This window comes from Bartonella sp. AA23NXGY (genome assembly GCF_042197165.1).
Classification (GTDB): Bacteria; Pseudomonadota; Alphaproteobacteria; order Rhizobiales; family Rhizobiaceae; genus Bartonella.
The window spans coordinates 189003-208431 of sequence record NZ_JBHIRO010000001.1 but is presented as its reverse complement, the minus strand read 5'-3'; the positions used below and the strand labels follow the sequence as shown (position 1 = coordinate 208431).

General features: G+C 37.2%; 18 protein-coding genes. 11 read left to right on the top strand and 7 right to left on the bottom strand.

Annotation, left to right across the window (positions count from 1 at the left end; all coding sequences use genetic code 11):
- Positions 1 to 379: 379 nt before the first annotated feature.
- From lptF to rsmA, 6 genes are all read left to right on the top strand, one after another.
- Positions 380 to 1570: an LPS export ABC transporter permease LptF gene (gene lptF / locus ACFINY_RS00875; protein WP_375611243.1), complete on the top strand. Its 1191-nt coding sequence runs from the start codon at positions 380 to 382 to the stop codon at positions 1568 to 1570.
- Positions 1567 to 2658 carry an LPS export ABC transporter permease LptG gene (gene lptG / locus ACFINY_RS00870; RefSeq protein WP_375611242.1) on the top strand — a complete coding sequence of 364 codons (1092 nt, stop codon included), beginning with the start codon at positions 1567 to 1569 and terminating at the stop codon, positions 2656 to 2658. The genes lptF and lptG overlap by 4 nt, the downstream gene beginning before the upstream one ends.
- Positions 2659 to 5019 (top strand): LPS-assembly protein LptD, encoded by a 2361-nt coding sequence (locus tag ACFINY_RS00865; RefSeq protein WP_375611241.1) that lies wholly within the window; start codon positions 2659 to 2661, stop codon positions 5017 to 5019.
- 109 nt (positions 5020 to 5128) lie between these two features.
- Positions 5129 to 6085, top strand: coding sequence for a SurA N-terminal domain-containing protein (locus tag ACFINY_RS00860; RefSeq protein WP_375611240.1), 957 nt, complete (start codon positions 5129 to 5131; stop codon positions 6083 to 6085).
- The gene (gene pdxA / locus ACFINY_RS00855; RefSeq protein WP_375611239.1) at positions 6085 to 7098 is read left to right on the top strand and encodes a 4-hydroxythreonine-4-phosphate dehydrogenase PdxA; all 1014 of its coding nucleotides are present in this window, start codon (positions 6085 to 6087) and stop codon (positions 7096 to 7098) included. The genes ACFINY_RS00860 and pdxA overlap by 1 nt, the downstream gene beginning before the upstream one ends.
- Entirely contained in the window at positions 7089 to 7919 is an 831-nt protein-coding gene (gene rsmA, locus ACFINY_RS00850; RefSeq protein WP_375611238.1) for a 16S rRNA (adenine(1518)-N(6)/adenine(1519)-N(6))-dimethyltransferase RsmA, read from the top strand. Before pdxA ends, rsmA begins: the two co-directional genes overlap by 10 nt.
- Before the next feature lie 29 nt (positions 7920 to 7948).
- Here the strand turns inward: rsmA and gmk are convergent, their stop codons facing one another.
- From gmk to ACFINY_RS00815, 7 genes are all read right to left on the bottom strand, one after another.
- A complete protein-coding gene (gene gmk, locus ACFINY_RS00845) occupies positions 7949 to 8626 on the bottom strand; it encodes a guanylate kinase (RefSeq protein WP_375611237.1) in 678 nt (225 codons plus the stop codon).
- A gap of 298 nt (positions 8627 to 8924) precedes the next feature.
- Positions 8925 to 10034 carry an endolytic transglycosylase MltG gene (gene mltG / locus ACFINY_RS00840; protein ID WP_375611236.1) on the bottom strand — a complete coding sequence of 370 codons (1110 nt, stop codon included), beginning with the start codon at positions 10032 to 10034 and terminating at the stop codon, positions 8925 to 8927.
- 96 nt (positions 10035 to 10130) lie between these two features.
- Positions 10131 to 11393, bottom strand: coding sequence for a beta-ketoacyl-ACP synthase II (gene fabF / locus ACFINY_RS00835; RefSeq protein WP_375611235.1), 1263 nt, complete (start codon positions 11391 to 11393; stop codon positions 10131 to 10133).
- Between the two features lie 101 nt (positions 11394 to 11494).
- The gene (locus ACFINY_RS00830; protein ID WP_004860281.1) at positions 11495 to 11731 is read right to left on the bottom strand and encodes an acyl carrier protein; all 237 of its coding nucleotides are present in this window, start codon (positions 11729 to 11731) and stop codon (positions 11495 to 11497) included.
- A 260-nt stretch (positions 11732 to 11991) separates the two neighbouring features.
- Positions 11992 to 12729 carry a 3-oxoacyl-[acyl-carrier-protein] reductase gene (gene fabG, locus ACFINY_RS00825; RefSeq protein WP_375611234.1) on the bottom strand — a complete coding sequence of 246 codons (738 nt, stop codon included), beginning with the start codon at positions 12727 to 12729 and terminating at the stop codon, positions 11992 to 11994.
- A gap of 18 nt (positions 12730 to 12747) precedes the next feature.
- Positions 12748 to 13692, bottom strand: a complete 945-nt coding sequence (gene fabD, locus ACFINY_RS00820; protein WP_375611233.1) for an ACP S-malonyltransferase — start codon at positions 13690 to 13692, stop codon at positions 12748 to 12750.
- Positions 13693 to 13769: 77 nt separating this feature from the next.
- On the bottom strand, positions 13770 to 14357 hold the full coding sequence (locus ACFINY_RS00815) for an undecaprenyl-diphosphatase (RefSeq protein WP_375611232.1): 588 nt from the start codon (positions 14355 to 14357) through the stop codon (positions 13770 to 13772).
- Between the two features lie 335 nt (positions 14358 to 14692).
- On the opposite strand from ACFINY_RS00815, the gene rpsF reads away from it, so the two are divergent.
- The 5 genes from rpsF (at position 14693) to ACFINY_RS00790 (ending at position 19184) form a co-directional block, all read left to right on the top strand.
- Positions 14693 to 15100: a 30S ribosomal protein S6 gene (gene rpsF, locus ACFINY_RS00810; RefSeq protein WP_375611231.1), complete on the top strand. Its 408-nt coding sequence runs from the start codon at positions 14693 to 14695 to the stop codon at positions 15098 to 15100.
- Positions 15100 to 15348: a 30S ribosomal protein S18 gene (gene rpsR, locus ACFINY_RS00805; RefSeq protein WP_012754957.1), complete on the top strand. Its 249-nt coding sequence runs from the start codon at positions 15100 to 15102 to the stop codon at positions 15346 to 15348. Before rpsF ends, rpsR begins: the two co-directional genes overlap by 1 nt.
- A gap of 149 nt (positions 15349 to 15497) precedes the next feature.
- On the top strand, positions 15498 to 16478 hold the full coding sequence (locus ACFINY_RS00800; RefSeq protein WP_375611230.1) for a hypothetical protein: 981 nt from the start codon (positions 15498 to 15500) through the stop codon (positions 16476 to 16478).
- 25 nt (positions 16479 to 16503) lie between these two features.
- On the top strand, positions 16504 to 17100 hold the full coding sequence (gene rplI / locus ACFINY_RS00795) for a 50S ribosomal protein L9 (protein ID WP_375611229.1): 597 nt from the start codon (positions 16504 to 16506) through the stop codon (positions 17098 to 17100).
- A gap of 593 nt (positions 17101 to 17693) precedes the next feature.
- Positions 17694 to 19184, top strand: coding sequence for a replicative DNA helicase (locus ACFINY_RS00790; RefSeq protein ID WP_273791081.1), 1491 nt, complete (start codon positions 17694 to 17696; stop codon positions 19182 to 19184).
- The last annotated feature ends 245 nt before the right edge of the window (positions 19185 to 19429 follow it).

Genomic DNA, 19429 nt, shown 5'->3' with positions numbered 1-19429 from the left:
ATTCTTTATAAAAAGCTAACATCTTTTTAAAAAAAATTCTATATCCCTAATACAAAGGAAACGGTTCAAGATATAAACCCTCTTTTTTGATTGAGATGCATTATCTTTTTGCACGTGTCTTTAAAAGACAAAAATTTTTATCTTCAACGTTAATAAAAAAGTTTTTTAAGTTATTTTCTAGATTCTTTGTAGACTATAGTTGAAAATAAAATATAATGTACGGAAAATTTAAAGAGGACCTCATAGGCAATTTTATATTATTTATTTGGTAAAAATATCCAATTCATGAAAGGGTATTTTTTCAAACTTTATTACATTTTAACCGAAAGCAGTAAGAATATTTGCTATCGAATTAAAAACTGAGGATTTTCCCCAATTTATGCGTATTATTGAGTTCTACATCCTGAAACGTGTCATTGTTTTGTTTAGTTCTGTCATGATTGCAGCAGTGGGCGTTAGTTGGACTATACAAATTCTTGCACGGATAAACTTTCTCACAACAAGTAAACAAACACTCCTCACAGTCTTACAATTTTCACTCTCATTGGTTCCTTCTGTTATTTTTGTTGTCATTCCGTTTGCATTAGTCATCGCAATTACAACCATCCTCTCAGCAATGCATCAAGACTCAGAACTTGCTGTCATCAATGCCTCTGGTTTTCCTAAAAGTACTGTTTGGAAACCTATCCTTCTTCTTGCTATTGTTGCATCCTGTATCTCCTTTTCTATAGCTAATTTTGTTGTTCCTCAAGCGCGTCTTCATATGCGACAAATGCTAGCAAGCGCTCATTTTGATCTTATTAATCTATTCATTAGTGAAGGGAGCTTCCAAAAACTCGCCAATAACCTTTACATAGAAATTGGCGAACGAAATCCAAATGGAACACTTGAACGCCTTTTCATTGCCGACCAGCGTGATCCTAAGACTGATCTTTTTTATTATGCAACAGACGCATCCATTGTGAGCAATAAAAACGGCAGTTTTCTGGTTCTCAATAACGGTGAAATAGAAAGAGTCAATCATCAAAATAACAGTGTTTCAATCGTGCAATTTAGCTCATATACTTTTAGCCTAGGAGAGTTTATCCCTAGTGATAAAACACCTACTCTTTATCCAAAAGATCGGTCTCTTTCTTATTTACAAAACCCTGACCCAAAAGATCCCTACTATCAACGAAAACCACTCCAATATAAAGCTGAATTTCACCGCAGATTAACACAATGGCTCTACCCTATTGTTTTTTCACTTATTGCATTAGCAGCAGCAGGGGATGTACGCTCCCATCGACAAGCTCGTCATTCCGCAAATATCTCGGCAATTGCCCTTTCTTTTCTGGTGTATTGGATAGGATATTTTTTCGCAGAAAAAGCAAAAAGCGATCTTGCATACGTTCCTCTCCTTTATATTATACCTATAGGAACAAGTGCATTTGTCTTTTTTATGCTTTTAACGAATCATAAAATTGGGCTTCCCACAAAAGTTAATGAGATACTTCAAATCGCTTTTCAAAAAATAATGAACAAATTTGAACATCGAAAATCTCAAGATTCCTCGGATAAAATATCATGATTGGGTGGACACTTGGACGATATTTTTTTATACGGTATCTTAAAATAACTTGTTATTTCTGGGGAAGCATTTTTGTTCTTGCTCTTTTAATCGATTTCACAGAGAATTCCGGTAGGCTATCTTCCCTTCCGCATTATACAGCAAAAGATGCATTTTTCCTCTCTGTTTTACGCATCCCTTTTATCATGCAACAACTTATCCCTTTCATTGCACTCTTTTCTGCAATGGCAACGCTTATCTCGCTCAACAAAAAACTTGAACTTGTGGTGACTCGTTCAATCGGTGTTTCTGCATGGCAATTTCTTATGCCAGCTTGTTTTGGAGCTTTTCTTTTAGGATTATTTTCAATTCTTCTCATTAATCCACTTGCTGCATGGGGATTTTCTCAAGCAGAAAAAAAGATGACTGAATGGCGCAATCACAATGTACTAACACCTCTTCACAATACAAGTATCCACTGGTTAACACAACGTACAAATTTAGGCAGAACAACCATTGGTGCTAAATCTATCACCGATCAAGGACTTTCTCTTCTCGATGCCACCTTTGTACAATACAATGACAATGCAACCGTTAAAAATTGGATTAACGCCCCAAAAGCAACCTTGACTAATGGATTTTGGCTATTAACAAATGGAACAATCTATAAAATAGGGTATCCTCCTGAAAAATTTACCGTGTTGCAAATAAAAACCAATCTAAAACCTGAATTTTTAACGGAACGTTTAGTGAATCCCGCAACTATTCCATTTTACCAATTGCCAAAAAAAATTATGATTGCACGTTCATTTGGCTATTCTGCTAATAATTTTGATATGTATTTCCAATCTTTGATTGCATTACCGGCATTGCTTGTGGCAATGACCCTCATTGCAGCAACTGTATCTTTAAATTTTACACGTTTTGGGCAATCTAGAATGTTGATTCTTGGTGGCGTAATAGCTGGGTTTATGCTTTATGTTATTTCCGTACTTGTTCAAGCTTTCGGTAATGCTGGATATATTCCACCAATTATTGCAGCTTGGACACCCGTTGTTATTGCGTTATTCTTAGGAATCTCTTTTTTACTTCATAAAGAGGATGGCTAAGTGAAAGCATTAACACTTAAAAAAACTATTTTAACAAAATTAAGTGCTCTCGCTTTTAAAAGTGTTGTGGGGGGTATTTTAGGAAGTGCTTTGTCTTATTGTGCGCACGCTCAAAGCCTTCAATCTCCTTCTCAAAGTCGCATTCAAAATCTGGAACCTCCTCTTTTGCTCTCTGCGGATGAACTCATCTACAATCGTGATGAAAACACTGTTTCTGCACACGGTAATGTCCAAATCGAATATGATGGCAATAAAGTTGTCGCTCAAAAAATTATTTACAATCAAAAAACAGGACGGCTTATAGCACAAGGGAACGTTGAAATTACTCAAAAGGATGGTAATAAAATTTATTCCAACCAAATTGATATGACCAAAGATCTTGGCGAGGGTTTTGTAAACGCCCTACGTATTGATACAGCCAACAATGTTCACTTTTCAGCCCAAAATGCTACACGCAAACACAATCACATAACAGTCTTTGAAAATGCAACCTATACAGCCTGTGAACCTTGCTCTTATAAACCAGATAGAGACGTCCTATGGAAAATTAAAGCAAGAAAGATCATATGGAATAATAGCGTCAAAAAAATTCGGTTTGAAAATAGCAGTTTTGAAGTTTTTGGTGTACCGATTATAAAATTTCCAAATTTTGAGATCTATGATCCAACTGTCAGGCGTGCTAGCGGTCTGCTTACTCCTCATTTTTTTTATACTGATTATCTCGGTATGGGGATAAAGAATTCTTATTTCTGGAATCTCGCCCCCCATTATGATTTTACCCTTTCTTCTACGGTTTATACCCAACAAGGGCTTTTAACCGAAGGGGAATGGCGTCAGCGTTTAAAAACGGGCCGTTATAACATTCGCTTTGCTCATATATATCAAATGAAACCGCATAGATTTGATAATGATACGATTGATGCCCAACATAAAAACCGTTATATGCTGGCGACAAAGGGGGATTTTCGTATTAACTCACACTGGACTTATGGATGGGATATTCTTGCACAATCAGATCGGCATTTTAGTCGTGCCTATAAACTTGAAAACTATAACAATCCTACACAACTTTCTCAGATCTATCTGAATGGTCTTGCAGGAAAAAATTATTTTGATATGCGTTTTTATCATTTTAAAGTTCAAGATTCAATACTGAATGATCCTCATTATGAACGTCACTCTCGACAAGCGTGGGTCTTACCACGCATCGATTATTTTTTCACACCAGATGAACCCATTTATAATGGAGAGCTTACCTTCCATAGTAATATGCAATCAGTTTATCGTCGCCATGCTGACTTCAGTTCACCCGACCAGAACGGAAACCCTCTCAACACAGTAAGACTTTCTGGTATGGCTGGAAATAGTTTGCGTTTAACAAACGAGCTTCAGTGGAGAAAGCGCTTCAACACGCACAATGGACTCATCTTGACCCCTCTTCTCTCTCTACGAGCTGATATCATTACAACCAATGCAAGCGAAAATCACACAGATTTTATAGAAAACAATACCTTATCCGCAATTCATGGTTCAGCAATTCGTGGCATGGCAACAGCAGGGTTGGAACTACGCTATCCCTTCCTCATTACAGCTGATCATTCTACACATATTATAGAACCAACTGCACAAATTTTTATACGCAATAATGAACAATATATTGGACAAATTCCTAATGAAGATGCTCAAAGCTTTGTCTTTGATGCAACCACTCTCTTTCAACGAGACAAATTTTCTGGTTATGATCGTGTAGAAGGTGGTACAAGAGCCAATATAGGTATAAGATATTCTGGAAGCCTTAATGATAATTGGTCTCTTTATGGTCTCATTGGACAATCCTTTCATCTAGCAGGAAAGAATTCTTTTGCAGAAAAGGACTTTATCAATGTCGGTACTCATTCTAGCTTAGAGGCAAAACGTTCAGACTATGTTGCAATGTTTGGTACAACCCATAAAAGTGGTTTTTCCTTAGAAACGCGTGGACGCTTTGATAAAAAAACAGGAAAAATCCGCCGTAGTGAAATCGAAGCATCACAAAAATGGCAAAATTTTTGGGCGGCTCTACAATATGCCTATATCGCAAAGCAACCAGATTATGAATATTCTCAAGAGCGCCAAGAAATTTCTTTTCAAACAGGACTTAAATTGGCAGATTATTGGTCCATTAATAGCAACGCCGGTTATGATTTAGTATCTGGTACATTTATAAAGCGAGGAATTAGCTTGAGTTATATGGATGAATGTTTCGGGTTAACATTCGGTTATCAACAGGTAACGAATCCAGGCAGGAAAGCACCCTTGCAAAACTTTAATTTCTCTCTTTCATTGCGTACGATTGCAGATATCGGAAAAAAGATAGATTAATTTATAAAGGGAATGTATCAGTCATTTAACTTATCATTGTTTTTATGAAAGAAAGCGTGTATTTTAAGTTGTTGATGAGAATTAATAAACAATGCGAAAGCCTATTTACATGAATAAATTGAAAAAGCGTTTTCTTGCTTTATTTTATATTGCATCTTTGAGCGTAAGTAGCCTGCTAATAAATGGATTTTTGATTCCGACAGTCTTTGCACAGACTTCTATTGTTGTTACAGTTAATGGCAACCCCATCACAAATTATGATATACAAAGACGCCTTGCTTTTCTCAGGCTACAACAAAAGCAAGGCAATTTGGTGGCACAGGCTAAAAAAGAGCTTATTGACGAAAAGCTAAAAAATATTGAAATAAAACGTCGTAATATTGAAGTAAGCAATGATGAAGTTGATAGAGCTTTTGAGAATTTTGCGACACAAAATAATATGACGATTGATCAGCTCAACCAGATTCTGATCCAAACTGAGATCACAGTGCAACACTTTAAAGATTACATCCGTGGACAAATAGGATGGGGGCGTCTTGTTAGCGCACGCTATCAAGCTGAAACAGGTATGATTAGCGAACAAGAAGCTGTACGCAGAATATTAAAAAATGGTGGTGTAAAACCTTCAACCAACGAATATACATTACAGCGAATTGTTTTTGTCATTCCTGCACATCGTCGTTCAGAGATCTTTGAAAGACGTCAAAGAGAAGCAAGTAATTTTCGCGCACATTTCCGTGGATGTGCCAATGCTCACAATCAAGCAAGAGGTATTTTAGACGTTACTATCCGCCACTTAGGAAAGTTTCTGGAGCCACAACTTCCTAATGCATGGGAACAAGCTATTCTTGCAACGCCTGCTGGAAAGATGACAAAATTACAAGAAACATCTGATGGAATCGAAGCAATTGCTGTCTGCAAAATAAAAAGAGTTTCTGATGATTATGTCGCTCGACTGATATTTTCTCTTCAAGATAGTAAAAAAAGAAGCCCGCAAAAACTTGAAGAATTAAGCGACAAATATTTAGGAGAACTGCGCCGAGTGGCACGCATTCAAAATTCATAATGGCTGCTCTTATTGTTAGCGGTGGTGATCCTGCCGGAATTGGTCCTGAAATAGTATTAAAAGCGTGGAATTTGCGTGTTACGCGCCAAATTCCACCTTTTGTACTTCTTGCTGATCCAGATGTTATTCGTTCGCGCGCTCGTTTTTTACAGATTGATGTTGAGGTGCAATCTGTTTTAATCAATAATCCTGCAAAAAATTTTCAAAACGCTCTTCCTATCATACCGTTAAAAAACAAACAAAGTGATCAATTAGGTATACCTTCATCGAATAATGCCGCTGGAATTATTGAAGCAATTAAACGCTGTGTTCAATTGATTCAAAATGGCCATGCATGTGCACTTATCACTTGTCCTATTGCAAAAAAGAGTCTTTATGATGCCGGTTTTCAATTTCCAGGTCATACAGAACTTTTAGCCGATTTAGCCCATAAAGCTTTTCATAAATGTTATCATCCAGTTATGATGTTAGCAGGACCCCGATTAAAAACAGTACCAATAACTGTTCATATTCCATTTAAAAATGTTCCTTCACAGCTTACCCGTGATTTAATTATTCAAACGGTACTTATTACTGAATATGACTTAAAAACAAGGTTTAAAATAACGTCACCCCGACTAGCTGTTGCTGGTCTTAATCCTCATGCTGGAGAAGGAGGTGCAATGGGAAAAGAAGATATTGAAATTATCACTCCTGCTATTGAATATCTTAAAAAGAAAGGACTCAATATTGCAGGCCCGCTGCCTGCCGACACAATGTTCCATGAATGCGCAAGAAAAGCATATGACGTTGCCATTTGTATGTATCATGATCAAGCCCTTATCCCTGTTAAGACATTAGACTTTGATAGCACTGTTAATGTCACGTTAGGTCTACCTTTTATTCGCACGTCTCCAGATCACGGGACTGCTTTTGACATTGCTGATAAAGGGATAGCCTCTCCCGAAAGCTTTATTGCTGCTCTTAAACTTGCAAATCAACTTGCAAAAAATAGTTTAAACCCATGCCAATAGATAATCTCCCTCCTCTGCGTGAGGTCATTGATATATATGGATTACAAGCGCATAAATCTTTGGGGCAGAATTTTCTTTTTGATCTTAATTTAACATCTAAAATTGCTCATCAAGCAGGCAATATAGAAGGAAAACCTGTTCTTGAAATTGGTCCTGGTCCTGGAGGTCTCACACGTGCCTTGCTAGCAAAGGGTGCCATTGTAACAGCAATAGAACGCGATGAGCGCTGCATACCGGCTCTCTTAGAAATAGAAAAACACTATCCTAAAAAATTAAAAGTTATTTGTAATGATGCACTGAAGCAAGATTTCTCAAAACTCTTTGAAACAAGCCCTGTAAAACCGCGCATTATTGCAAATCTTCCCTATAATATTGGGACACAACTCTTATTAAATTGGCTTTTGACTGAACCATGGCCTCCTTTTTATGAATCAATGACATTGATGTTTCAACGTGAAGTTGCCAAACGGATTACAGCTAAACCTCAATCTACTCATTATGGACGTCTTAGTGTCTTAACTGGCTGGCGTACCACTGCTAAAATTGCTTTTGATGTCCCCCCTCAAGCCTTCATACCAATACCTAAAGTAACGTCTTCCGTTGTTCATATTATTCCGCGAATACAACCTCTTTCCTGCTCTGCACAAAAACTAAGCCTCGTCACAAAAACCGCCTTTGGGCAAAGACGAAAAATGCTTCGTCAAAATCTCAAAATACTTGGAGGTGAAGAGCTATTAGAAAAAGCTGGAATTGATGGAACGCGCCGTGCTGAAACGCTCTCGATTTCTGAATTTGTAACTTTAGCGCATCTAGTGCTCTAAAAAATGCACTTTGTGTTATAAAACCTTTTTTAATCACAATATTTATCGATTTTTTCAGCAATAAGCCCATCAACAAAAGAACCAAGATACGAACAACGCTCACGTTTTACGGTTTCAGCTAAATAAATTGATTTAATAAAAGATAAAGACTGATCTAAATCTTCGTTAATCACAACATAATCATAAGAAAGCCAATGCTTTAACTCCGTTCGTGCATTTTCCAATCGCAAATTGACAGTATCTTGACTATCTTCTGCTCGACGATGTAAACGCGAAACAAGCTCTTTCATTGATGGTGGAAGAATAAAAACAGATACAGTGTCTCCTAGCATCTTTTTTTGCAGCTGCTCGGTACCTTGATAATCAATATCAAATAACATATCTTGGCCAGCATTCAATGCGCTTTCAACAGTTTCACGTAAAGTGCCATAATAATTTCCGTGAACTTCTGCCCACTCAATAAATTCATCCCTATCACGCTTATATTCAAACTCTTCCTTTGAAATAAAGTAATAATGCAGCCCATCTACTTCACTAGGACGCCTTTTCCTTGTGGTCATACTTACGGAAAGCTCTAATTGTCCCTCTTTTAGAAGTAATCGAGAAATTGTTGATTTACCAGCACCTGAAGGCGAAGAAAGAATAAATAAAAAACCGCGGCGTTGATTTATTTTTATAGCACTCAATTTACTTTCAAAGACTGTCATTACATCACTCTACTTTGTTCATAAATGTTTCTCCAAAATTTGAATTATACATTATCTCAACCTCTCCCCTAATCAATGTGTTTTCTTAGCAATTCTCAATGTTATTTTGCTCTTTTTTGAGATAAGGTATTAGCAGTATATTCACTTTTTTCTTAAATATTTTTATCCATACGCCAACCCACTTGTGACAGACAAGAAAATGATTTTTTATCATTCTCATAAAAAATTTAAATAGAAAAATTTTACTATATTTGGGATTCTCATTTACGATGCAAAAAGATGTGTTATCACTATAAATTCAATGTTTTGCCTTTAATTCTCGCCACTTGCGAACATTCATATTATGTTCCTCTAAAGTTCGAGAAAAAACATGCCCTCCTGAACCATCAGCAACAAAATAAAGTGCATCACTGCTTGGTGGATGTGCCACCGCTTTTAAAGAATCTCGACCTGGATTTGCAATAGCCGTTGGGGGCAAACCATTAATTTTATAAGTATTATATGGTGTTTCCTTCTCAAGATCTGAACGATAAATTGCACGACCGGATGGTTTTCCTTTTCCTCCGAAGAGACCATAAATTACTGTTGGATCCGATTGAAGACGCATATGCTTTGTAAGGCGGTTATAAAATACCGCAGCAACCATTGGTCTTTCTGCTGCAATTCCCGTTTCTTTCTCAACAATTGAGGCTAATATAACAAATTCATCAATTGATTTAATGGGTAAATCAGGTGAACGCGTAGCCCATATAGCATGAATTAATTTTGTCTGTCCTTCACGCAACCTGTTTACAATCTCTTTACGCGTTGTTCCCCGAATAAAACGAACAGTATCCGTCATTAAATAACCTTCTGGAGGCAAAATTTTTGGAAGGTCTCCAATCAAAATTTCATTCGCAGCTAATCGATCGAAAACTTGCTGAACCGTTAAACCTTCAGGTACTGTAAATGTATACTCTATAGATTTTCCTTTCACAAGAATATCCATAATATCCTGCATCGAAGCATGAGCTGGAATTAAATATTCACCAGCCTTCAGATGCGTTGTTTTTTGGTGATAACCAACCCCATAAACAAAAATATCTGATGATCGAATGAAACCACGTTTTTCTAGCAATGAAGCAATTTCACGAATTCCGGTACCAGGATGGATAAGAACAATTTGTTCTTCCTCAATTTTTCCCTTTTCTTCAAAAATACTTTTTCCAATATAAAGAGGAATACTTATGGCAAAAAGAATAATCACAATCAGCATAAGAAAAAAATGACCGAGAATGACCAACGGATTACGGACGATAGATGATTTCTTTCGTTTTTTATGTATTAACATGTCATAACTATCTGCTAAATGATTCGAAGAGGAATCACTTACGTCCTTTAATGATTTTCCATTTTTCACATCGGACATAACCCCTCAATAGCGATTAAGGATAATATTATAATTTCTTATTCACCTTATAATAAAGTAGAAAACTCAAAAGCAAAAATTAAATAAAAATACTTATTATCCCCTAAAACGTCGCATCACCAACGATGCATTTGTCCCACCAAATCCAAAAGAATTAGAAAGAATCGTATCAATCTTTCGTTCACGCGGTTTGTGTGGTACAAGATCGATTTTCGTTTCAATCGATGGATTGTCAAGATTAAGTGTCGCTGGGGCTATATTATCCCGTATAGCTAAAATAGAAAAAATAGCCTCAGCAGCACCGGCTGCACCAAGTAAATGCCCGATAGATGATTTCGTTGATGACATAGAAACTTGTGGTGCATAACTCCCTAAAACACGCTCAACAGCCGCTAGCTCTATGGAATCAGCCATCGTAGATGTACCATGAGCATTAATATAATCAAGTTCACTTACATTCACTTGTGCACGCTTAAGAGCAGCTATCATACTACGCTGAGCCCCTTCACCACTTTCTGAAGGCGCTGTAATGTGGTAAGCGTCACCAGATAAACCATAGCCAATAACCTCAGCATAAATACGCGCTCCTCGTTTTTTGGCATGTTCCAGCTCTTCTAAAACAACAACAGCTGCTCCTTCCCCCATCACAAAACCATCACGATCAATATCATAAGGACGTGACGCCCGTTCAGGATCATCATTGCGACAAGTAGAAAGAGCTCTACAAGCTGCAAAACCTGCAAGAGATATCCGATTTATCGGAGATTCAGTCCCCCCTGCCACCATGACATCTGCATCACCAAACATAATCAAACGTGCCGCATCACCAATTGCATGCGCCCCTGTTGAACAAGCCGTTACAACAGAATGATTAGGCCCCCGTAAACCATATTGAATAGACACATAACCAGAAGCAAGATTAATCAAACGACCTGGAATAAAAAAAGGAGAAACACGACGTGGGCCCTTATCACGAAGCGTATAACCAGCTTCAACAATACCCTCAACTCCCCCAATTCCCGAACCAATTAACACGCCTGTACAAATCTGATCTTCATCACTCTTAGGAAACCATTCGGCATCTGCAAGCGCTTGGTTAGCAGCAGCCATTGCATAAACAATAAATGCATCAACTTTACGTTGCTCTTTAGGTTCCATATACAAATCAGCATTATAAGTCCCCTCTGTTCCATCCCCTAAGGGGATACGCGCAGCAATCTGGCATGGCAAATCTGACACATCAAACTCAGTGATACGTCGGACACCACTTCTTCCTTCAAGAAGTCGTTTCCAACTATATTCAGTATTACCAGCTAATGGAGATACCAACCCTAAACCAGTAACAACAACACGTCTCATAACTTCTAACCTTGAACTAAACTTCACCTCTCAAAGCTCTCTTTTCAAAAGAGCTCCGAAGAATATAGGCAAAAGCAATTTATGCCTTTGCCCTTTAGTAATCACGCAGAAGCTTTATCAATGAACTTGACTGCATCGCCAACTGTAAAAATCGTTTCAGCAGCTTCATCTGGAATTTCTACCCCAAACTCTTCTTCAAAAGCCATAACGAGTTCAACCGTATCAAGGCTATCAGCCCCTAGATCATCGATAAAGCTTGCATTTTCTACAACTTTATCAGCATTAACCCCAAGATGTTCCACGATAATTTTCTTAACGCGCTCTACTGTGTCACTCATGTTGAAATCCTCGAATTTATATTTCCTATAATTTGGTTAACTATATCGGTTCATCTAATCAAGCAATAGATGCATTACTTTAAAAGATTTTAGTAATGATTTAAAACATCCTGTGGATATCCCCTACAAAATGAACCAATCTGACATTCCGACATCAATTGATCAACGACCATATTAAAGAAATAGATGCATCTATCCATTTCAATCGTTACTATCTAAAATAATACAACTCATAAATCAATGTGGAATAAAATAAATACTCAAATCATTGCCATTCCACCATTGATATGGAGTGTTTGACCTGTCGTATAGGCTGCTTCATCGCTTGCTAAATAAACAGCAGTAGCGGCTATTTCTTGCCCACTTCCCATACGTTTCATCGGAATCGCAGCCATAATGGCTTCTTTTTGCTTTTCATTAAGCTTGTCTGTCATTGCGGATTTAATAAATCCTGGAGCAATACAATTGACAGTGATGTTTCGCGAAGCAATTTCTTGTGCCAATGCTTTAGAAAAACCTATCAAGCCTGCTTTTGCAGCACAATAATTCGTTTGTCCAGGATTTCCCACAACACCAACAACAGATGTAATGTTAATAATCCTTCCATAACGGCGGCGCATCATAGAATGTATTAATTCACGCGTCAAAAGAGAAGCAGCTGTTAGGTTAACTTCTAAAACATCATCCCAATCTTTATCTTGCATACGCACAAAAAGACCATCCTTAGTGATTCCAGCATTGTTAACCAAAATATCGACGCCATCCATTTCTCTTTCTGAAACTTCAACCAATTGTCTAATCGATTGGCGTTCAGAAAGATTAGCGGGAAATACAAAAACATTCTGCCCTAATTCTGCTGCCACTTCTCTAAGCTTTTCTTCACGTGTTCCATGAAGTCCAACAATGGCTCCTTGTGCATGAAAGCAGCGTGCAATTGCCTCACCAATTCCTCCTGATGCCCCCGTTATAAGAGCTTTACGCCCTGTTAATTTAAACATTTTTAAACTCCTTATAGATTAAACGCCAAGCATACCTAGCGCTGATTCTATTTCATCAACTGTTCCAATAGTTACCCCTTTTATATCCTTGTTAATACGACGCGTTAAACCTGTTAATACTTTTCCAGAACCAACTTCAAAAAGCGTATCAACCCCATTAGCCCCGATCCATTCTATTGTTTCACGCCACCTCACCCTCCCCGTCACTTGTTGGACAAGAAGAGTAGCAATACGTTCTGGATCCTTTTCTGGTGTAACAGAAACATTGGCAATTAAAGGAACAATAGGTTCCATTTTATTAACAGTCAAAAGCGCTTTCTTCATGGCATCAGCAGCAGGCTGCATTAAAGACGAATGAAAAGGTGCAGAAACTGGAAGAAGAAGTGCACGTTTTGCACCTTTTGTTGATGCAATCTCTACCGCTGTCTCAACTGCTTTTGCTTTACCTGAAATAACAATTTGCCCACCACCATTATCATTAGCAATCTGACATAGTCCTTCTCCAGAAACAGTTTCGCAAATTTCTTCCACAATGTGCTCTTCTAAACCAATTAATGCAGCCATAGAACCTTCTCCAACCGCGACAGCAGCCTGCATAGCATTGCCACGAGTACGCAAAAGCCTTGCCGTATCTGTGAGAGTAAATGTATCAGCAGCACAAAGAGCCGAATATTCGCCTAAAGAATGACCAGCAACAAATCTTACCTTGTCTTCTATACGAAGCCCTAATTGTTTCATCACACGAATGACAGCCATAGATACAGCCATTAATGCCGGTTGTGCATTTGCTGTTAACGTTAAAACATCTGCTGGTCCTTCAAAAATAATCTTTGATAATTTCTCACCCAAAGCATCATCAACTTCCTCGAAAACCATCCGTGCGGCAATAAATTGCTCTGTAAGCGCCTTTCCCATACCAACAAGTTGACTCCCCTGCCCTGGAAAAATAAAAGCTGCACCCATTTATCAACTCCTAAAACTGTACAATTAAATTATTTTCTTTTGACCTTATTCATCCGCACAAATCAAGATAAAGCCCTTTATTTAAAACGAATACCACACTTAAAATTATATTTTAAGGGCGGAATTTGATATAAAAACTTAGGGAAATAGGGTGCTATAAACTGAATAACACCCAAACTTATGAGACTTCCTAAAAGTGCACCTGCTAAAATATCAAAGGGATAATGTACGCCCACAAAGATGCGCGCCCAACAGATTAAGCATAAAAACACTACGGCAAATTTAAAAGTAACTTTGTATCGGTAAAAATAAAAGTTAGCTGCATAAGATGCAATGGTCAAGGCATGATTACTAGGAAAAGAAGCTGTTGCACGATGTTGAATAAACGGTGTCGTCAGCCCTACCACGAATGGGCGAGGATGAAAATAAAAAAGAGAAATGAGATAACCTATGAAAAGAGATGCACAAATACTCATGCAAATGCTTAGCACAACACACCGTTCCCTCTCCCCACCACAAAACCACAACGCACAAAGATGGAGAGGAATAATATAAATTAAAAACTTTGCACAAAAAATACTAAACAAAACTACAATCGACCAAGCTTGATGATTGCCGACAAACATTTCAAAGAGTGTAACATCAATTTGGTTTAAAAAGTCCATTTTTCCCTCCTTTGCCTTTATATTACAGTATTATCTTTTTGTAGAAGAAGGAAATATATCAAGATTTAACAAATCAATTTTTTTATGTGCATAAACTTGCTATTTTAAAAGATAACCTGTAGATATGAAATATTCGTTGCCGGCACTTTAGCTGGAGGTTGAACGGAGGGCTGTAAAATATCAGTAGGAAATACAATGTTTCCGGCCTCCCGTATCTCCGCTCTGAGATGTCTCGAATTGTAAACGCGTCCTTTCTTCTTTGGATTTCCAAAAAAGACAAGTCGCAGAGGCTTTGCGCTAAAACCGGTGAAATTTAATTGAAGAAAGGCAAAACAATGGCTCTTTATGAACATATGTTCCTTGCCCGACAAGACATTGCACCGCAGCAAGTTGATGAACTTTTGAGTCTCTACAAAGGTGTCATTGAAGTGCATGGTGGAAAAGTTGGGCGTATAGAAAATTGGGGACTTCGTCCTCTTGCTTACCGTATTCGTAAAAACCGTAAAGCTTATTATGTCTTAGTCAATATTGATGCACCAGCTTCAGCAATTGCTGAAGTGGAGCGTCAGATGCGCATCAATGAGGATATTTTGCGTTATATGACCATTCGCGTAGAAAAACACGAAAAAGAAAAATCTGCTATGCTCTCACACCTTGATCGCAATAGTCACATTGGACATGATGAAGAGCGTCCTCGTTTTCCACGTCGTCAACGTGAAAATACTATAGAAGGGGTAGAATAATGACTGATACTAATCAAAACTCTGCACGTCGCCCCTTTCATCGTCGTCGTAAAACGTGTCCTTTTTCAGGGACCAATGCTCCCAAAATTGATTATAAAGACATCAAGTTGTTACAACGTTATATTTCCGAACGTGGGAAAATTGTTCCTTCACGGATTACTGCTGTTAGTCAGAAAAAACAGCGTGAATTAGCTAATGCTATCAAACGTGCTCGCTTTTTAGGCTTACTTCCGTACGTTATAAAGTAAGCAATCAATACGCTATGCAACTGGAGAGTTTCTCCAGTTGCATTTCTTATATGGTTAAAAAATAGCTTGTTGTATCCTATGTTAAGCTATTAAATGTCAAAGTTGGGGTATTGACACACCTCTAACTGCAGAAAGCAGGACAGCAATAAATGAAAAAAAATCGTACTTATGAGATATTAACCGGTATTTTGGCAGGATTATTTGCTGTTGTGATAGGACTGGCAATCATCAGTGTTGCAAATATTGCGCCCTTTTTTTCTCTTCTTCTTGGCTGCTTTCTTTCATTGCCAATTTTTATTGTTGCGTTCGGTCAAGGAACATTAGCCAGTCTCATCGCCCTCATAAGTGCCACTGTTGTTCTTATCATAACCACTAATACCTATATTGCTCTTGGCTTTATGTTCTTATTTTTCCTTCCTGCTGTCTATGCTTCTTGGCTTCTTGGGCTTGCACGACCAGCGCAAAAAGAAAACGAACTGATATGGTATCCATTATCATCGGTTATTTTTCATTTAACTAATTTTATCGCTCTTATAGCAACTTTCATTGGGCTCTATGTTCAAACACGTCCTTCCACACCCATCGTTGCAAAAAAAATCACCGAAAACATAGCACAAACTCTGCAACAAACACAGTCAATAAAAGAAGCCGATATACGCGCTTTTAATGAGCTTTTAATGACGCATACAGCAACTTTTACTGCTTTTTCTTTGACTATTTATAGTTTGGTTTTTCTCATTGGTAACCTTTACTTTTCCATGATAGCAGCACAACATATGAAATGGCTGAAAAGACCCCGTGATGATTGGAGCCAAACTCTCCGCCTTCCCATTTCTGGAATTGTTATTTTCATTATTGTTTGCATAGCATCGATGGTTGAGCTGAGCGCTTCTCTTAACTTGAGTACCCGTGTCTTTAGTACTGCATACATTGTCATCATATTAATTAGCGGTCTAGCATATCTTCACAATATTACAAAAGGGGTAAACGGTCGGATTATTATACTTTCTCTTGTTTATATTGCTATTTTAACAGTCGTTTTTACTCCACCTATTGTTTTCATGATGCTTTTGATGGGAATTTGGGCTGCTATTCAATACAATTTTCAATCACGCAAAAAACTCCACTAAATTTATTTGTTCGAAAGGAAAAACTATGGATATTATTTTACTTGAGCGCATTCCTCGTCTTGGTCAGATGGGTGATATTGTCTCAGTTAAAGATGGTTATGCGCGTAATTTTCTCTTGCCTCAAGGTAAAGCTTTACGCGCAAATGAAGCTAATAAAAAACATTTTGAGATACAACGTGCACAACTTGAAGCACGTAATCTTGAACGCAAAAGCGAAGCGCAAAAAATTGCTGAAAAACTTGATGGACAATCATTCATTGTTGTTCGTTCTGCTGGTGAAACAGGACAACTTTATGGTTCTGTGTCAACACGTGATATTGCTGAAATCATAACAGATGAAGGCTTTTCTATTGGAAGAAATCAAATCGAACTTAATCATCCAATAAAAATGATCGGTCTTCACACTATCACTCTTAGCTTACATCCAGAGGTTCAAATTTCTGTGATTATTAATGTTGCGCGTTCTACCAGTGAAGCACAACGCCAAGCAGAAGGTGAAACCCTCACTTCGGCTAAAGAAATATATAATATTCAAGAAGAATTATTAGAAGAAAGTCAGGAAGAATTATTGGCAGAAGAAATTAATGACAACGATATAAACAGTTCTCATCAAGAAGCTTAATTTCTATTTTTTCTTTCTGTTTTATATTTTTTATTCCATTTTAAATATCGATCATAAAATACTCGCACTTTAAAAGTGAGTATTTTATGGCTATCGTACATAAAGAACCTAATTTTTATGAAAGAATTAGAAATATACTATTTAAAGGCATTACATGCCGAGAATGGTAGTATCACTAAGAGGAAATGTCTTTTGTTTTCCAGCATATAAAGTAAAAATAATTTAAAGTTCTACCCTTAAGACTAAAGTTTGTATGAGCGTTAATTTGATTATATCCTCACATGATCTGAAATAATTTCAGTTATAAAAAATAATTCTACTTACACAGATATTGGAATTTTAAGGTTAAGTAACTTAAAAATACTTAAATTTAGAGTAGCAAAACTTCCACTTTAAAATCACATATTATAAAATAAAATAGATAGACGTTATATAAATAATACACAAATGATAAATGAGGAACGAAAAGAGAGTTTTAAAAAATTATATAATTTTAACTTAAAATGAAGGTTTGTAGCTCTATTCTTTTAATTATACGATTTTCAATTTATCGCCTAAAGTAGCTAGACTTAGAATTTTAGTGGAAAAATATTATGGAAGAAACTAACGTTGTTAATGTCAGCTCTTCAAAGAAAGAGGATTCTCCTTCTTTTCGGCAACTTCCGCATAATATTGAAGCTGAACAGGCATTGCTTGGTGCCATCTTTATCAACAATGATTCTCTTGACCGCGTTTCAGATTTTCTAAAACCAGAACATTTTTTTGAACCATTGCATCAAAAAATTTATCATGTTTTATCTCACCTTATTAAAACAGGAAAACGTGTAGATCCAGTTACAATCAAGCCCTATATCCAAATGGAAGAAAAAATTGGAGATATTACTGTATACCAATATGTTGTTCGCTTAGCCACAGAGGCAGTCACTATTATTAACGCTGAAGATTATGGACGCGTCATTTACGATCTTTTTATCCGACGGTCTTTGATTAACCTTGGAACTCAAGTTGTCAATACAGCCTTTGATGCTCCTGTAGAACTCACGCCTACCCAACAAATTGAAACTGTTGAAAATCAGTTATTTGAGCTAGCAGAAAAAGGGAAATATGGAGGTGGATTTGAAAATTTTAATGAGGCTATTAAAAAAGCTATCGATATGGCAAGTGCTGCGAAAAAGCGCTCTTCACAATTATCAGGGATAGCCACCCATATTAAAACACTTGATGAAAAAATGGGAGGATTACAAGCATCTGACTTAATTATCCTTGCGGGCCGCCCTGGTATGGGTAAAACCTCACTGGCTACCAATATTGCCTTTAATATTGCTAATGCTTATAATCGTAATGCCAATATCCAAGAAAATGAAGGCGGCATTGTGGGATTCTTCTCACTTGAGATGTCATCCGAACAGCTTGCAACCCGTATTATTTCTGAACAAACAGAAGTCTCTTCTTCTGATATTCGGCGTGGCAATATTTCAGATGAACAATTTTCAAAAATTATTCGTGCGGTGAACCAACTACAAAAGGCACCACTTTATATTGATCAAACTGGGGGAATATCAATTACGCAATTAGCTGCTCGTGCGCGGCGTCTCAAGCGGCAACATGGTTTAGATATCTTGTTTATTGACTATATCCAACTCATGACAAGCAGTTCAAAGCGTTCATCAGAAAATCGTGTTCAAGAGATTACAGAAATTACCACAGGATTAAAAGCATTAGCGAAAGAACTTAATATTCCTATTATCGCTCTCTCTCAACTTTCACGTCAAGTAGAAAATAGAACAGATAAACGTCCACAGCTCTCAGATTTACGTGAATCTGGTTCAATTGAGCAAGATGCCGATATCGTTCTGTTTGTCTATCGCGAAGAATATTATCTCAAAAATGAAGAACCAAAACTAGGTAGCTTGGAACATACGAAATGGCAAGAAATAATGGATAAAGCTTTTGGAAAAGCTGACGTTATTATTGCAAAACAGCGCCATGGGCCGACAGGAATCGTGCCCCTTGCCTTTCAATCTGATTTCACACGCTTTAGTGATCTGGCCGATAGCAATTACCTTCCAGAGCAAATTGGTTAAATCGACATGGCGCGTAATCGTATTCAATTTATCTGTCAAAATTGTGAAACCATCCTTCTCATTAAAAAATGTAGTTCTTATCAAGAATGATAATTTCTTACAAAGAATCATTTTTCAATGATTCTAGCCACCGTTATTTGCTATTTAATAACATTCTTCTTGCATGAAATGATAACACATCTCTTAATGTTGTAAGTGGGGTACATATATTAAAATCCATAGCTAATCTAAATCTTTCTATATTG

Coding starts and splice junctions, on each gene's coding strand:
- ACFINY_RS00800 (WP_375611230.1), top strand. CDS start 15,498: ATGAAAAAAAATCGTACTTATGAGATATTAACCGGTATTTTGGCAGGA.
- gmk (WP_375611237.1), bottom strand. CDS start 8,626: ATGACAGTCTTTGAAAGTAAATTGAGTGCTATAAAAATAAATCAACGC.
- lptF (WP_375611243.1), top strand. CDS start 380: ATGCGTATTATTGAGTTCTACATCCTGAAACGTGTCATTGTTTTGTTT.
- pdxA (WP_375611239.1), top strand. CDS start 6,085: ATGGCTGCTCTTATTGTTAGCGGTGGTGATCCTGCCGGAATTGGTCCT.
- fabF (WP_375611235.1), bottom strand. CDS start 11,393: ATGAGACGTGTTGTTGTTACTGGTTTAGGGTTGGTATCTCCATTAGCT.
- ACFINY_RS00790 (WP_273791081.1), top strand. CDS start 17,694: ATGGAAGAAACTAACGTTGTTAATGTCAGCTCTTCAAAGAAAGAGGAT.
- mltG (WP_375611236.1), bottom strand. CDS start 10,034: ATGTCCGATGTGAAAAATGGAAAATCATTAAAGGACGTAAGTGATTCC.
- ACFINY_RS00860 (WP_375611240.1), top strand. CDS start 5,129: ATGAATAAATTGAAAAAGCGTTTTCTTGCTTTATTTTATATTGCATCT.
- rpsR (WP_012754957.1), top strand. CDS start 15,100: ATGACTGATACTAATCAAAACTCTGCACGTCGCCCCTTTCATCGTCGT.
- fabD (WP_375611233.1), bottom strand. CDS start 13,692: ATGGGTGCAGCTTTTATTTTTCCAGGGCAGGGGAGTCAACTTGTTGGT.
- rsmA (WP_375611238.1), top strand. CDS start 7,089: ATGCCAATAGATAATCTCCCTCCTCTGCGTGAGGTCATTGATATATAT.
- ACFINY_RS00830 (WP_004860281.1), bottom strand. CDS start 11,731: ATGAGTGACACAGTAGAGCGCGTTAAGAAAATTATCGTGGAACATCTT.
- ACFINY_RS00815 (WP_375611232.1), bottom strand. CDS start 14,357: ATGGACTTTTTAAACCAAATTGATGTTACACTCTTTGAAATGTTTGTC.
- fabG (WP_375611234.1), bottom strand. CDS start 12,729: ATGTTTAAATTAACAGGGCGTAAAGCTCTTATAACGGGGGCATCAGGA.
- lptG (WP_375611242.1), top strand. CDS start 1,567: ATGATTGGGTGGACACTTGGACGATATTTTTTTATACGGTATCTTAAA.
- rplI (WP_375611229.1), top strand. CDS start 16,504: ATGGATATTATTTTACTTGAGCGCATTCCTCGTCTTGGTCAGATGGGT.
- rpsF (WP_375611231.1), top strand. CDS start 14,693: ATGGCTCTTTATGAACATATGTTCCTTGCCCGACAAGACATTGCACCG.